Source organism: Streptomyces sp. SCL15-4 (genome assembly GCF_033366695.1).
Lineage (GTDB): Bacteria > Actinomycetota > Actinomycetes > Streptomycetales > Streptomycetaceae > Streptomyces.
In genome coordinates this window covers 3,066,624-3,079,681 of the sequence record NZ_JAOBTQ010000001.1, presented here as the reverse complement: position 1 = coordinate 3,079,681, position 13,058 = coordinate 3,066,624, and the positions used below count along the sequence as shown (strand labels likewise).

Genomic DNA, 13,058 nt, shown 5'->3' with positions numbered 1-13,058 from the left:
TCGCGCCGTGGTACTGTTGACAGGCAACGGCGCGGGGTGGAGCAGCTCGGTAGCTCGCTGGGCTCATAACCCAGAGGTCGCAGGTTCAAATCCTGTCCCCGCTACTGAAGTCGAAGGCCCGGATCCCGAAAAGGGATCCGGGCCTTCGTGGTGTGCGAACTCATGTGCCGGGAAGAAGGACGGCCGCGCCGCCGTGGGGAGTTGGGCGGTGTGTGTTTGACTTGTCTCTCTGTGGGCATGTCGACAAAACGCCGAAGTGACCTCACGGGCTGCTGCGGTATACCGGGTGTACCCAGGTTGCGGGTGGTGCGACGATGGACGTTATGGGGGACAAGGCAACTCTGTTCGAGTCGGGGCGATTTGTGCAGCCTTCGGGTACGGAGTCGGCCCGCGACGAGTTGGCGGACATGGGGGAGGCCGCCGAGGAGACGCGGCTGGCGCTCGCCGCGCAGAGCGGTGACGCCGAGGCGGCCAGTGTCCTGGGCGCGATGCTGCTGCGCCGCGGCGACCTGGACGCGGCCGAGCCCCATCTGCGCGCCGCCACCGCGGCCGGTGACCGGGCCGCCGCCAACAACCTCGGCGTCCTGCTGCACCAGCGCGGCTACCCGGAGGAGGCGGCCGGCTGGTGGCGGATCGCCGCCGTGGCCGGGTCCGCCGCCGCGGCCCACGCCCTCGGCCGCTACCACCGCGAGCGCGGGGACGAGCCGGCCGCCGAGTACTGGCTGCGCCAGTCCGCCGAGCAGGGCCACGTCCTCGGCGCCTACGCCCTCGCCGACCTGCTGGAGCACCGCGGCGACGCCGGCGCCCGGCACTGGATGCGCTCCGCCGCCGAACGCGGGCACCGCGAGGCCGCCTACCGGCTGGCCCGGGCGCTCGACCGGGCCACCGGACAGGAGGAGGACCGGCCCGGAGAGGCGAGCGCCTCCGACAGCGGTGCCGCGGAGGCCGAGCAGTGGTACCGGCAGGCCGCCGCGCGCGGCCACCGCAAGGCCGCGCTCCAGCTCGGGGCGATCCTGGAGCGGCGCGGGGAGCTGAGGGAGGCCGGGCGGTGGTACCTGACCTCCGCCAAGGACGGCGAGCCGCGGGCCGCCTGCGCCCTCGGCTTCCTGCTGCGCGACGCCGGCGACACCGAGAGCGCCGCCGTCTGGTGGCTGCGCGCCGCCCAGGAGGGCGACGGCAACGCGGCCAACGCGCTGGGCGCGCTGCACGCCGAGCGCGGCGAGACCCAGACCGCCGAGCGCTGGTACCGGGCCGCGCTGGACGCCGGTGACGACAACGGCGCCTACAACCTCGGGCTGCTCTGCGCCGAGCAGGGCCGCACCGCACAGGCCGAGCAGTGGTACCGGCGGGCCGCCTACGCCGGGCACCGGGAGGCCGCCAACGCGCTGGCCATCCTGCTGCTCCAGGGTGGCGACACGTCCGGGGCCGAGCCGTGGTTCTCCAAGGCGGCGGAGGCCGGAAGCGTGGACGCCGCGTTCAACCTCGGCATCCTCTACGCCGGACGGGGCGAGGAGCGGATGGCCCTGCGCTGGTACGAGCGGGCCGCCGCCGCCGGGCACGCCGAGGCCGCGCTGCAGGTCGGGATCGCCCGGCTGCGCGAGGGCGACGAACAGGAGGCCGAGCGGCACCTGCGCTGCGCCGCCGGGGGCGGCAGCGCGGAGGGCGCATACCGGCTGGCCACCCTGCTCGACGCGCGCCGGCCGCCGGAGCCCGCGCACGAGCTGGGGGAGATCGTGCACGAGAAGACCGAGTGCGAGGAGTGGTACGAGCGGGCCGCCGGCCAGGGGCACCGGCGGGCGCAGGTCCGGGTCGGGATGCTGGCCGCCGCCCGGGGGGACGTCGTGCAGGCGGCGCGGTGGTACCGCACGGCGGCCGAGGCCGGCTCCCGCAACGGCGCCTTCAACCTCGGACTGCTGCTCGCCCGCGAGGGCAGCGAGCCGGAGGCGGCGGTGTGGTGGACCCGGGCCGCCGACGCCGGCCACGGGCGGGCGGCTCTGCGGATGGCCCTGGTCTACGCGCGTCGCGGCGAGCTGGCGGAGGGGCAGCGCTGGGCCGACCGGGCGGTGGAGCTGGGTCCGGCGGAGGTGGCCGAGCGGGCGGGCCGGCTGCGCGACGCGCTGCGGGAGGAGCTGTCGGCGTGACCCCGGACACGTACCGGACAAGCGATTTGCATCCCGGAGCAAGAGTCACGTAGTGTCTTATTCATCGACGCGGGGTGGAGCAGCTCGGTAGCTCGCTGGGCTCATAACCCAGAGGTCGCAGGTTCAAATCCTGTCCCCGCTACTGAAGGCCGAGGGCCGGAATCCGGAAACGGATTCCGGCCCTCGGTCGTTCCGGCGTCCGGGCTCGGACGGCGGGCCGTGGAAGAACTCGGGTGGCCCGTCGGTCCGGGTGGCGAAAAAAGGCGGCAAAAAAGGGGGCTTTCGCCCCCTTGTGCCGCGTGTCACGCGAGATGCCGCTCCGGTCAGGCGCCCGCGCAGTCCGGGCACAGTCCCCGGTACGTCACCTCGACGTCCGACACCGTGAAGCCGAAGCGCTCGGTGTCGGGGAGGTCGGCGAGGGGGTTGCCGTTCGGGTGGACGTCGCGGATCGCGCCGCAGCGGGCGCACACCAGATGGTGGTGCGGCCGGTGCGCGTTCGGGTCGTACCGCTTGGCACGCTTGTCCGTCGCGACTTCCAGCACCTCACCGAGCGAGACCAGCTCGCCCAGGGTGTTGTAGACGGTCGCCCGGGAGATCTCGGGCAGCTTCGCGACGGCGCGCGCGTGCACCTCGTCGGCGGTCAGATGGACGTGCTCGCCGTTCAGGACCTCGGCCACCACGCGCCGCTGCGCGGTCATCCGCCATCCGCGTCCACGCAGCCGTTCCAGAAGGTCGCTCATGGCCACCAGCCTAACAGGAAGGGTCCCTAGGTTGGGAATAGGTGTGACTTTGGATCATCACTTGACTTAGACAAAGTCCATTGTAGGATCGAGAACGGCTTTGGCCACAGGACAGGACTAGTCAGTGATGACGCAGGAGGCGCACGTGACGCAGGGACCGCTCACCACGGAGGCCGGGGCTCCGGTCGCCGACAACCAGAACAGCGAGACGGCGGGCGTGGGCGGGCCGGTCCTCGTCCAGGACCAGCTGCTGCTGGAGAAGCTGGCCCACTTCAACCGCGAGCGCATCCCGGAGCGGGTCGTGCACGCGCGCGGTGCCGGTGCGTACGGCACCTTCACGGTCACCGCGGACGTCACCCCGTACACGCGCGCCGCGTTCCTCTCCGAGGTGGGCAAGCAGACCGAGGTCTTCCTGCGCTTCTCGACCGTGGCCGGCAACCTCGGCGCGGCGGACGCCGTCCGCGACCCGCGCGGCTTCGCGCTGAAGTTCTACACCGAGGAGGGCAACTACGACCTCGTCGGTAACAACACCCCGGTCTTCTTCATCCGGGACGCGATCAAGTTCCCCGACTTCATCCACACCCAGAAGCGCGACCCGTACACCGGCAGCCAGGAAGCCGACAACGTGTGGGACTTCTGGTCGCTGTCGCCGGAGTCCACGCACCAGGTGACCTGGCTGTTCGGCGACCGCGGCATCCCGGCGTCGTACCGGCACATGGACGGCTTCGGCTCGCACACCTTCCAGTGGAACAACGAGGCCGGCGAGGTCTTCTGGGTCAAGTACCACTTCAAGACCGACCAGGGGATCAAGAACCTCACCGCCGAGGAGGCCGAGGTCCTCGCCGGCAAGGACCCCGACTCCCACCAGCGCGACCTGCGCGAGGCGATCGAGCGCGGCGAGTTCCCGAGCTGGACCGTGGGCGTGCAGATCATGCCGGCGGCGGACGCGGCGACCTACCGCTTCAACCCGTTCGACCTGACCAAGGTGTGGCCGCACGCGGACTACCCGGTCATCGAGATCGGCAAGCTGGAGCTGAACCGCAACCCGCGGAACATCTTCGCCGAGGTCGAGCAGTCGATCTTCTCCCCGGCGCACTTCGTGCCCGGCATCGGCCCCTCGCCCGACAAGATGCTCCAGGGCCGGCTGTTCGCCTACGGCGACGCCCACCGCTACCGCGTCGGCATCAACGCCGACCACCTGCCGGTCAACCGCCCGCACGCCACCGAGGCGCGCACCAACTCCCGGGACGGCTTCCTCTACGACGGCCGGCACGGCGGGGAGAAGAACTACGAGCCGAACAGCTTCGGCGGCCCGCAGCAGACCGGCCGTCCGCTGTGGCAGCCGGTCGACGGCCTCACCGGCGGCACCGGCAACCACCCGACGCCGGTCCACGCCGAGGACAACGACTTCGTCCAGGCCGGCAACCTCTACCGGCTGATGACCGAGCCGGAGAAGGAGCGCCTGGTCGCCAACCTGGCCGGCTTCCTCTCCAAGGTCTCGCGCGGAGACATCGCCGAGCGCGCGATCGGCAACTTCCGCAACGCCGACGCCGACTTCGGCAAGCGGCTGGAGGCCGCGGTGCAGGCGCTGCGCGGCTGAGCCGGCCGTCCTCGCGGCCGGACGGGCCGGACCCATGGTGCTCTGGGTCCGGCCCGTTCGCGCGTTCAGGCCGCGGAGGCGGGCTCCCGGGCCGGGGCCCAGCGGCGCACGATGTCGCGGACCGAGACGATCCCGGCCACCTCGCCGCGGTCGAGCACGACCAGGTGCCGGAAGCCGCCGTGCGCCATGGCGCGGGCCGCCTCCTCCAGCGTCCAGGTCGGGGCGGCGAAGACGATGTCGGTGGTGGTGTGGGCGTGCAGGGGTTCGGCGTCCGGGTTCTGGCCCAGGCCGACGGAGACGAGGATGTCGCGTTCGGTGAGGATGCCGATGCCGCCGGCGTCCGGGTCGAGGACCACGGCGGCGCCGACACGGCGGGCCGACATCAGGGTGGCTGCCTGACGGAGGGTGTGGGCGGGGCCGAGGGTGAGGATCACCGTGCTCATGGCGTCACGGACGAGCATGAAGGGGCCACCTCCTGGGAATCCCGCGCAACCTCGGGATTCACTTGTTCACAAGTGGGGTGGGCCCAGGGTGGCAGGCAAAGGGAGGGTCAACAAGAGGGCGCGCGCCGCACGTCGACGGCGCGCGCGGGGCATGCCGGCGCTCAGCGGCGCGGGCCGAGATACCCCAGCAGCTCCTCGTGCAGCAGGCCGTTGGACGCCGCCGCGTTGCCGCCGTGCGGGCCCGGACGGCCGTCGAGGCCGGTGAAGGTGCCGCCCGCCTCGGTGACGATGATCGCGTTGGCGGCCATGTCCCAGAGCGACAGCTCCGGTTCGGCGCAGATGTCCACGGAGCCTTCCGCGACCATCATGTACGGCCAGAAGTCGCCGTACGCACGCGTGCGCCACACCTGGCGGCCGAGGTCCAGGAAGCCGTCCAGGCGGCCCTGCTCCTCCCAGCCGGAGAGCGAGGAGTACGCGAAGGAGGCGTCCGCGAGCCTGCCGACGCGGGAGACGCGGACCGGGAGGCCGGAGGCGAGGTCGCGGCCGGCGAAGGCGCCGTGGCCCTTCGCCGCCCACCAGCGGCGGCCGAGCGCCGGGGCGGAGACGACACCGACGACCGGCTGGAAGCCGTCCTCGCCCTCCTCCATCAGCGCGATGAGGGTGGCCCACACCGGGACGCCGCGGACGTAGTTCTTGGTGCCGTCGATCGGGTCGACCACCCAGCGGCGGGGGCCGGTGCCCTCGACGCCGTACTCCTCGCCGAGGACGGCGTCCCGGGGGCGGGCGTGCCGGAGACGGCCGCGGATCAGCTCTTCCGCCGCCTTGTCCGCTTCGCTCACCGGGGTCATGTCCGGCTTGGTCTCCACCTTCAGGTCGAGGGCCTGGAAGCGGGCCGTGGTGGCGGCGTCGGCCGCGTCCGCGAGGGCGTGGGCGAGGCGCAGGTCGTCGAGGTAGTCGGGCATGTGACGAACGGTATCCGCCGAGGCCGGTGGGCGGCCACAGGGGGCCGTACGGGGCGGGCGCGGCCACGGCGGTCCGGTCCCGTCCGGGGCCCGTGGACCGGCGGTCACCACCTCTCGTACGCCACCGTGCGCCCCCGTACCCCCCGCGAACCCTTGACAGTGCATACAACCCCGTCAAACCTGGGCGCTAAGTCGCTGCGGCCCAGGGAGGCGCGGATGCCTGCTGCCCGGGAATCGTTGTTGGACGCCGCCTACGCGGCGCTCGCGCGCCGGCCGTGGTCCGCGGTGCGGATGGTCGACGTGGCCGCGCGGGCCGGTGTGTCCCGGCAGACCCTGTACAACGAGTTCGGCAGCAAGGACGGCCTGGCGCGGGCGCTGGTGCGGCGGGAGGCCGACGGCTACCTCGCCGGTGTCGAGCGGGCCCTCGCCGGCAGCGCCGAGCCCTGTGACCGGCTCACCGCCACCGCCGAGTGGACGGCCGCCGCGGCCCGGGACAACGTGCTGGTGCGGGCCCTGCTCACCGGCTGCTGGACCGAGCGGCTGCCGAGCCCGCCGCTCAGCCCCGCGCACTCCACCGCCACGGTGCCGGCCCAGCGCCGGGCGGACGGAGCGCTGCCCGCGCCCCGCGACTTCGTGCGGATCGTCCGGGACCGCGCGGCGGCCGCGCTGGCCGCTCCCGGCGCCGCCCCGGTCGAACTGCTGCTCTGCTGCGAGCTGGTGGTCCGCCTCGCCCTGTCCTGTGTGGCGGTCCCGCCCGGCGAGGGCGGCATCGCGGAACTGGTCCGGGCGGTGCTCCCGCGCCACCTGGTCCGGCCGGCGCGGCCCTAGTGCGCGGAGCCCGACAGCTGGAGCCCGATCACCCCGACGATGACCAGGCTGATGGAGACGATCTTCAAGGTGGACACCAGGTCGCCGAGGAAGACCATGCCATAGATCGCGGTGCCCGCCGCGCCGATCCCGGTCCACACCGCGTACGCGGGGCCGACGTCCAGCTTGCGCAGGGACAGGGTCAGCAGACCGAAGCTGCCCAGGGCGAACGACGCGAAGGCGATCGTCGGCCACAGGCGCGTGAAACCGTGCGAGAGTTTCAGGCACACGGCGAAACCGGTCTCCAGAAATCCGGCCACTATGACCAGCAGCCACGCCATGTGCGGTCCTCCCATTGGATCCGGATCTCCGGCTCGGTGCGATTATGCACTCACCGGACTGGTGCTCGGGCAAACAACGCTGGACTCAGTCGCCTTCCCGGCGCTCCCGCGTGGACAGCAGCCGGCGCAGCGAATACAGCCGCGCCGGGTCGGCGTGCCCGTCCGCCACCCACGCGTCCAGCGCGCAGTCCGGCTCGTCGTGGCCGCACGCCCGCGGACAGCCCGCCGTGCCCGGCTCCAGATCCGGGAAGGCGTTGATCACCCGGGACGGGTCGATGTGGGCGAGCCCGAAGGAACGGACGCCCGGGGTGTCGACCACCCAGCCGCCGTCGCCCGCCAGCGGCAGCGCGAGCGCGGACGTGGTGGTGTGCCGGCCCCGGCCCGTCACCGCGTTGACCAGTCCCGTCGTACGCCGGCGCTCCCGCGGCACCAGCGCGTTGACCAGGGTCGTCTTGCCGACGCCCGAGTGCCCCACGAACGCGGTGATCTTGCCGCCCAGGTGGGCGCGCACCCGGTCCGCCGCGTCGCCGTTCTCCAGCTCCTCCCGGCTGGTGACGACGTAGGGGATGTCCAGGGCGCCGTACAGCTCCAGCAGTTTGTCCGGCGGGGCCAGGTCCGACTTGGTCATCACCAGCAGCGGCTCCAGGCCGCCGTCGTAGGCCGCGACCAGACAGCGGTCGATGAGGCGGGGACGGGGCTCGGGGTCGGCCAGCGCGGTGACGATGGCCAGCTGGTCGGCGTTGGCGACGACCACCCGCTCGTAGGGATCGTCGTCGTCGGCCGTGCGCCGCAGCACCGACGACCGCTCCTCGATGCGGACGATCCGGGCGAGGGTGTCCTTCTTGCCGGACAGGTCACCGACCAGGGCCACCCGGTCGCCCACGACGGCGGCCTTGCGGCCCAGCTCGCGGGCCTTCATCGCCAGGACGGGCCGGTCGTCCACCAGGCAGGTCAGCCGTCCCCGGTCGACGGTGAGGACCATGCCCTCGGCCGCGTCCTCGTGCTTGGGCCGGATGTGCGTGCGCGGCCGGTTGCCCTTGCGGTTGGGGCGGCTGCGGATGTCGTCCTCGTCGGTGTGCTTGCCGTAGCGGCGCATGGTGTATGTCCCTACTGCCCGAGCATCCCGGTCCACAGCTCGGGGAAGTCCGGCAGGGTCTTCGCCGTCGTCGCCACGTTCTCGATGCGCACGCCCGGCACGGCCAGGCCGATGATCGCACCGGCGGTCGCCATGCGGTGGTCCTCGTAGGTGTGGAAGGTCCCGCCGTGCAGCGGGCGCGGGCGGATGTGCAGGCCGTCGGCGGTCTCCGTGACGTCGCCGCCCAGCTCGTTGATCTCCTTGGTGAGCGCGGCCAGCCGGTCCGTCTCGTGCAGCCGCAGATGGGCCACGCCCCGCAGGGTGGACGGCGAGTCGGCGAGCGCGGCGACCGCCGCCACGCCCGGGGTCAGCTCGCCCACGTCGCCGAGGTCCACGTCGATGCCGTGGATCGCCCCCGAACCGGTGAACACGAGCCCGTACTCGGTGAGTTCGCAGGAACCGCCCATCTCGGTGAAGATCTCCCGCAGCCGGTCACCCGGCTGGGTGGTGCGGGCCGGCCAGTCCGGGATGAGCACCTTGCCGCCGGTCACCAGGGCCGCCGCCAGGAACGGCTGCGCGTTGGACAAGTCCGGCTCGACGGTGAGGTCCCGGCCGAGCAGCGCGCCCGGTGTGACCCGCCACACGTTCGGCTCGCCGCCCGACTCCGGGGTGTCCACCTGGGCGCCGACCGCGCGCAGCATGTCCACCGTCATCCGGATGTGCGGCAGCGAGGGCAGGGTCGCGCCGGTGTGGCGGACCTCCACTCCCTGGTTGAAGCGCGGGCCGGACAGCAGCAGCGCCGAGACGAACTGGGACGAGGAGGAGGCGTCGACCGAGACCGGGCCGCCGTCCAGGGCCCCGCCGCCGTGCACGGTCAGCGGCAGCGCGCCCCGGCCGTCGTCGTCGATCCGGGCGCCCAGCCGGCGCAGCGCGTCGATCACACCGTGCAGCGGACGCTCGTACGACCGGGGGTCGCCGTCGAACCGGACCGGACCGTCGGCCAGCGCGGCCACCGGCGGCAGGAACCGCATCACCGTGCCCGCGTTGCCGACGTCCACCGTGGCCGGGCCGCGCAGGCCCGTGGGCAGCACCCGCCAGGCCTCGCCGGTGCCGTCGGGGCCCACGCCCTCCTCGATCTCCACGCCCATGGCCCGCAGCGCACCGGCCATCAGCAGCGTGTCCCGGGACCGCAGCGGGCGGCGCAGCCAGCCCGGCTCGGAGGCCAGCGCGGCCAGGACCAGGGCGCGGTTGGTGACCGACTTGGACCCCGGCACGTGGACCGTCGCATCGACGGCTCCGCTCGCGTGCGGGGCGGGCCAGAGGGCGGTGGAGGAGCTGTTCGGGGCCATGGGGCCACTTTATAAGGAGGGCCCGGGGTCAACCTTCCAGCAGCCAGCGGCCCCCGCCGATCAGCGAGCACAGAGACACCGCGTGGAACAGGAACAGCCACAGTCCCGCCGGTACGTGGGTCAGCCGGGACAGCTGGTCCGCGTCCGAGTCGCCCGCCCCGCCCCGCGAGCGCGCGGCCTGCAGCTCGAACGCCGGGCGGACCCCACCGAGCAGCAGGAACCACACCACCGCGTACCCGAACGCCGCCTGCACCGGCGGCTGCGCCAGCCAGGACACCAGCAGGAACGTCCCGCCGGCCAGGACCACGGTCAGCACGCCGTAGGCGTTGCGGATCATCACCAGCATCGCCAGCAGCAGCGCGGTCGCCGCCCACAGCAGCAGCGTGATGCGGCCCGCCGCCAGCAGCGCGGCCCCGCCGAGGCCCAGCAGGGCGGGGGCCGGATAGCCGGCGGCGGCGGTCAGGATCATCCCGGCCCCGTACGGCTTGCCCCGGCTCACCGTGAGCCCGCTGGTGTCGGAGTGCAGCCGTATGCCGGTGAGCCGCCGGCCGGTGAGCAGGGCGAGCAGACCGTGCCCGCCCTCGTGCGCGATGGTGATCGCGTTGCGGAACACCCGCCACACCGGGTGCGGGACGACGACGGCGAGCGCGGCGGCGAGCGTGGCCCACACCATCCACGGTCCCGGAGCGGGCTGGGTGCCGGTGAGCCGGTCCCAGAGGTCGGGCAGCGCGGTGGCGGCGAGGCTGTCCATGGCGGTGAACGGCTCCCTGTTCTCGTGACGCGTCTGGCAGGGTGGCACTTATGTGCGGACGGTATGCATCCAGTCGTAGCCCCGAGGATCTCGCAGGAGTCTTCGGGATCGAGATGGGGGTCCCCTCTGCCCGGACGGAGCCGGGAGCCGGGGGCAGGGAGCCCGAGGAGATCCTGGAGCCGGACTACAACGTGGCGCCGACCAAAGAGGTCTACGCCGTCCTGGACCGTCCTGTGAAAGACGCGGAATCACCGCGTCCGGTTCGCCAGCTGCGCAAGCTGAAATGGGGACTGGTGCCGTCCTGGGCCAAGACCCCCGAGGGCGGCGCCCGGATGATCAACGCCCGCGCGGAGACCGTGCACGAGAAGCCCGCCTACCGCCGCGCCTTCGCCGCCCGCCGCTGCATCCTGCCCGCCGACGGCTACTACGAGTGGGTCACCGGCGAGCAGGAACGCGAGCTGGAGGTCGAGGGCAGGAAGAAGCGGCCCCGCAAGCAGCCGTACTTCGTGCTGCCCGCCGACGGCTCGGTGTTCGCGATGGCGGGACTGTACGAGTTCTGGCGCGACCGGACCCTGCCCGACGACCACCCCGGGGCCTGGTGGGTCACCTGCTCGGTGATCACCACCGAGGCCGAGCGGAGCCCGCTGGCCGTCGCCCCCGCCGAGGGCCCCCGCTCGCTCGCCGACATCCACCCCCGGATGCCGCTGATGCTCACCCCCGACTGCTGGGACGCCTGGCTCGACCCCTCCCGCACCGACCCCGAGGACCTGCGCGCCCTGCTCGCCCCGCCCCCGGCCGGCCTGATGCGCGCCTACCCGGTCTCCACCGCCGTCAGCAACGTCCGCAACAACGGCCCCGAGCTGCTGAAGGAGCTGGAGGCACCGGAAGAGGGCACACTCTTCTGACATGACTGACGCCACCACCGAGACGGTCGGTACGGACGCGGGGGACGCCCGGATCACCTGGCACCGGGCCGGGGAGGCGCGGCTGGTGCTGGCCGTGGGCCACGGCGCGGGCGGCGGCATCGAGGCCCGCGACCTCCAGGCGCTGGCCGGCGCGCTGCCCGCGCACGGCGTGACCGTCGCCCTCGTCGAGCAGCCCTGGCGGGTGGCCGGCAAGAAGGTCGCGCCCGCGCCGAAGACCCTGGACGCCGGATGGCGCGGGGTGTGGCCCGCGCTCACCGGACCCGGCCTGCCGGTGGTCTCCGGCGGCCGCAGCGCGGGCGCCCGGGTCGCCTGCCGTACGGCCGCCGAGCTGGGCGCGCGCGCCGTGCTCGCGCTGAGCTTCCCGCTGCACCCGCCGGGCAGACCGGAGAAGTCCCGCGCCGGCGAGCTGCTCGGCGCCGGCGTGCCCACGCTGGTCGTACAGGGCGGCAACGACCCCTTCGGCAAGCCGGCCGAGTTCCCCGAAGGCGATTTCGACCTGGCCGAGGTGGCCTGCGGCGATCACGGCTTCGCGGTGCCCAGGCGCGCCGGCATCACCCAGGAGCAGGCGCTGGAGGTCGTCACCGGCGCGGTGCGGACGTGGGTCGCGTCACTCGGGTGAGGCGGGAATGCCGGGCGGCGGCCCGCTGTTGACGCGGTCGGGAAGTGCCGAGGTCTCGGCACCGATGTCGTAGCAGGAGAGGAAGTCCGCCGCATGGGTTCGACCATCTGCCCGAGCCGCCGCAGCGCCGCTGACCTGGACTGGTCGGTGCTGCACGCGGCCAGGACGGCCCCTATTCGAGCGGCGGCGGGTGCGGGTCGTGTTCTATCCTCCGAAACGAGTGGGATCGGTTTCGGTCCCGCCCGGGATCTTGAGGAGGTGGGTCCGGTCACAGGGACCGACGCAGGGACCGACAACGGCCAGGCGGAGCTGCCCGAGGGCCGGGGCATCAGCGCGTCCGACGAGACGGGCGCGCAGCGCAACGCGCGCTTCGAGCGGGACGCGCTCGAGTTCCTCGACCAGATGTACTCGGCCGCGCTGCGCATGACGCGCAACCCGGCCGACGCCGAGGACCTGGTGCAGGAGACCTACGCCAAGGCGTACGCGTCCTTCCACCAGTTCCGCGAGGGCACCAACCTCAAGGCGTGGCTGTACCGGATTCTCACCAACACCTTCATCAACTCGTACCGCAAGAAGCAGCGCGAACCCCAGCGCAGCGCGGCCGAGGAGATCGAGGACTGGCAGCTCGCGCGCGCCGAGTCGCACATGTCGACGGGTCTGCGCTCCGCCGAGTCGCAGGCGCTGGACCACCTGCCCGACTCGGACGTGAAGGAAGCCCTCCAGGCGATCCCCGAGGAGTTCCGCATCGCCGTCTATCTGGCGGATGTAGAGGGCTTTGCCTACAAGGAGATCGCGGACATCATGGGGACACCCATCGGTACGGTGATGTCCCGGCTGCACCGGGGCCGCCGTCAGCTGCGCGGCATGCTGGAGGACTATGCCCGGGAGCGCGGGCTGGTCCCGGCGGGTGCCGGAGAGTCGAACGAAGCGAAAGGCTCGGGCTCATGAGCTGCGGAGAGCCGCACGAGACGGACTGCAGTGAGGTCCTCGACCACCTGTACGAGTTCCTCGACAGCGAGATGCCGGACATCGATCGCGACAAGTTCCAGCACCACTTCGAGGAATGCTCGCCGTGCCTGGAGAAGTACGGCCTGGAGCAGGCCGTGAAGAAGCTGGTCAAGCGGTGCTGCGGGCATGACGACGTGCCGGCCGACCTGCGGGCCAAGGTCATGGGGCGGATCGAGCTGATCCGCTCCGGCCAGACCGTGCCCGAGCACGACGTGACCCGGGCGCCGACCGCGCCCCAGGAGTCCTGACACGCCGGGTCAAATCACCCGAACGTGCTAATCCTCAGGTCATAAGCC

14 protein-coding genes and 2 tRNA genes are annotated in these 13,058 nt (G+C 72.7%); 9 read left to right on the top strand and 7 right to left on the bottom strand.

Annotated features, from left to right (window positions below; genetic code table 11):
* The first annotated feature begins 30 nt into the window (after positions 1 to 30).
* From SCK26_RS13160 to SCK26_RS13150, 3 genes are all read left to right on the top strand, one after another.
* Positions 31 to 104, top strand: a tRNA-Met gene (locus SCK26_RS13160).
* A gap of 210 nt (positions 105 to 314) precedes the next feature.
* Positions 315 to 2,141, top strand: coding sequence for a sel1 repeat family protein (locus tag SCK26_RS13155; RefSeq protein WP_318201489.1), 1,827 nt, complete (start codon positions 315 to 317; stop codon positions 2,139 to 2,141).
* Positions 2,142 to 2,209: 68 nt separating this feature from the next.
* Positions 2,210 to 2,283 (top strand) — tRNA-Met (locus SCK26_RS13150).
* 181 nt (positions 2,284 to 2,464) lie between these two features.
* Here the strand turns inward: SCK26_RS13150 and SCK26_RS13145 are convergent.
* Positions 2,465 to 2,881: a Fur family transcriptional regulator gene (locus tag SCK26_RS13145; protein WP_318201488.1), complete on the bottom strand. Its 417-nt coding sequence runs from the start codon at positions 2,879 to 2,881 to the stop codon at positions 2,465 to 2,467.
* A 145-nt stretch (positions 2,882 to 3,026) separates the two neighbouring features.
* Between SCK26_RS13145 and SCK26_RS13140 the strand changes: the two genes are divergently transcribed.
* Positions 3,027 to 4,481, top strand: a complete 1,455-nt coding sequence (locus SCK26_RS13140; protein ID WP_318201487.1) for a catalase — start codon at positions 3,027 to 3,029, stop codon at positions 4,479 to 4,481.
* A gap of 65 nt (positions 4,482 to 4,546) precedes the next feature.
* Here SCK26_RS13140 and SCK26_RS13135 read toward each other — a convergent pair whose 3' ends face one another.
* Both SCK26_RS13135 and hisN read right to left on the bottom strand, forming a co-directional pair.
* Positions 4,547 to 4,942: a cyclic nucleotide-binding/CBS domain-containing protein gene (locus SCK26_RS13135; protein WP_318201486.1), complete on the bottom strand. Its 396-nt coding sequence runs from the start codon at positions 4,940 to 4,942 to the stop codon at positions 4,547 to 4,549.
* 143 nt (positions 4,943 to 5,085) lie between these two features.
* Positions 5,086 to 5,886, bottom strand: coding sequence for a histidinol-phosphatase (gene hisN / locus SCK26_RS13130; protein ID WP_318201485.1), 801 nt, complete (start codon positions 5,884 to 5,886; stop codon positions 5,086 to 5,088).
* 216 nt (positions 5,887 to 6,102) lie between these two features.
* On the opposite strand from hisN, the gene SCK26_RS13125 reads away from it, so the two are divergent.
* The gene (locus SCK26_RS13125) at positions 6,103 to 6,714 is read left to right on the top strand and encodes a helix-turn-helix domain-containing protein (protein WP_318201484.1); all 612 of its coding nucleotides are present in this window, start codon (positions 6,103 to 6,105) and stop codon (positions 6,712 to 6,714) included.
* On the opposite strand, the gene SCK26_RS13120 is transcribed toward SCK26_RS13125, so the two are convergent.
* The 4 genes from SCK26_RS13120 to SCK26_RS13105 all read right to left on the bottom strand — a co-directional run bounded on the left by SCK26_RS13120 (position 6,711) and on the right by SCK26_RS13105 (position 10,209).
* Positions 6,711 to 7,034, bottom strand: coding sequence for a DMT family transporter (locus tag SCK26_RS13120; RefSeq protein ID WP_318201483.1), 324 nt, complete (start codon positions 7,032 to 7,034; stop codon positions 6,711 to 6,713). The two genes, SCK26_RS13125 and SCK26_RS13120, sit on opposite strands and share 4 nt — an antisense overlap.
* Before the next feature lie 85 nt (positions 7,035 to 7,119).
* Positions 7,120 to 8,130, bottom strand: coding sequence for a ribosome small subunit-dependent GTPase A (gene rsgA / locus SCK26_RS13115; RefSeq protein WP_318201482.1), 1,011 nt, complete (start codon positions 8,128 to 8,130; stop codon positions 7,120 to 7,122).
* Between the two features lie 11 nt (positions 8,131 to 8,141).
* A complete protein-coding gene (gene aroA / locus SCK26_RS13110; RefSeq protein ID WP_318201481.1) occupies positions 8,142 to 9,458 on the bottom strand; it encodes a 3-phosphoshikimate 1-carboxyvinyltransferase in 1,317 nt (438 codons plus the stop codon).
* A gap of 28 nt (positions 9,459 to 9,486) precedes the next feature.
* Positions 9,487 to 10,209: a M50 family metallopeptidase gene (locus SCK26_RS13105; protein WP_318201480.1), complete on the bottom strand. Its 723-nt coding sequence runs from the start codon at positions 10,207 to 10,209 to the stop codon at positions 9,487 to 9,489.
* Positions 10,210 to 10,259: 50 nt separating this feature from the next.
* On the opposite strand from SCK26_RS13105, the gene SCK26_RS13100 reads away from it, so the two are divergent.
* The 4 genes from SCK26_RS13100 (at position 10,260) to rsrA (ending at position 13,010) form a co-directional block, all read left to right on the top strand.
* Complete coding sequence (locus tag SCK26_RS13100) at positions 10,260 to 11,114, top strand: SOS response-associated peptidase (RefSeq protein ID WP_318201479.1); 855 nt, start codon at positions 10,260 to 10,262, stop codon at positions 11,112 to 11,114.
* Position 11,115: 1 nt separating this feature from the next.
* Entirely contained in the window at positions 11,116 to 11,754 is a 639-nt protein-coding gene (locus SCK26_RS13095; protein WP_318201478.1) for an alpha/beta family hydrolase, read from the top strand.
* A gap of 258 nt (positions 11,755 to 12,012) precedes the next feature.
* A complete protein-coding gene (sigR, locus tag SCK26_RS13090) occupies positions 12,013 to 12,702 on the top strand; it encodes an RNA polymerase sigma factor SigR (RefSeq protein WP_318201477.1) in 690 nt (229 codons plus the stop codon).
* Positions 12,699 to 13,010 carry a mycothiol system anti-sigma-R factor gene (gene rsrA / locus SCK26_RS13085; protein ID WP_318201476.1) on the top strand — a complete coding sequence of 104 codons (312 nt, stop codon included), beginning with the start codon at positions 12,699 to 12,701 and terminating at the stop codon, positions 13,008 to 13,010. Before sigR ends, rsrA begins: the two co-directional genes overlap by 4 nt.
* Positions 13,011 to 13,058: the final 48 nt, after the last annotated feature.

Excerpts from the sequence above, each read along its gene's own strand:
- SCK26_RS13095 (WP_318201478.1), top strand. The coding sequence starts at position 11,116 with ATGACTGACGCCACCACCGAGACGGTCGGTACGGACGCGGGGGACGCC.
- SCK26_RS13100 (WP_318201479.1), top strand. The coding sequence starts at position 10,260 with ATGTGCGGACGGTATGCATCCAGTCGTAGCCCCGAGGATCTCGCAGGA.
- aroA (WP_318201481.1), bottom strand. The coding sequence starts at position 9,458 with ATGGCCCCGAACAGCTCCTCCACCGCCCTCTGGCCCGCCCCGCACGCG.
- SCK26_RS13125 (WP_318201484.1), top strand. The coding sequence starts at position 6,103 with ATGCCTGCTGCCCGGGAATCGTTGTTGGACGCCGCCTACGCGGCGCTC.
- SCK26_RS13135 (WP_318201486.1), bottom strand. The coding sequence starts at position 4,942 with ATGCTCGTCCGTGACGCCATGAGCACGGTGATCCTCACCCTCGGCCCC.
- hisN (WP_318201485.1), bottom strand. The coding sequence starts at position 5,886 with ATGCCCGACTACCTCGACGACCTGCGCCTCGCCCACGCCCTCGCGGAC.
- SCK26_RS13120 (WP_318201483.1), bottom strand. The coding sequence starts at position 7,034 with ATGGCGTGGCTGCTGGTCATAGTGGCCGGATTTCTGGAGACCGGTTTC.
- SCK26_RS13155 (WP_318201489.1), top strand. The coding sequence starts at position 315 with ATGGACGTTATGGGGGACAAGGCAACTCTGTTCGAGTCGGGGCGATTT.
- rsgA (WP_318201482.1), bottom strand. The coding sequence starts at position 8,130 with ATGCGCCGCTACGGCAAGCACACCGACGAGGACGACATCCGCAGCCGC.
- rsrA (WP_318201476.1), top strand. The coding sequence starts at position 12,699 with ATGAGCTGCGGAGAGCCGCACGAGACGGACTGCAGTGAGGTCCTCGAC.
- SCK26_RS13105 (WP_318201480.1), bottom strand. The coding sequence starts at position 10,209 with ATGGACAGCCTCGCCGCCACCGCGCTGCCCGACCTCTGGGACCGGCTC.
- SCK26_RS13145 (WP_318201488.1), bottom strand. The coding sequence starts at position 2,881 with ATGAGCGACCTTCTGGAACGGCTGCGTGGACGCGGATGGCGGATGACC.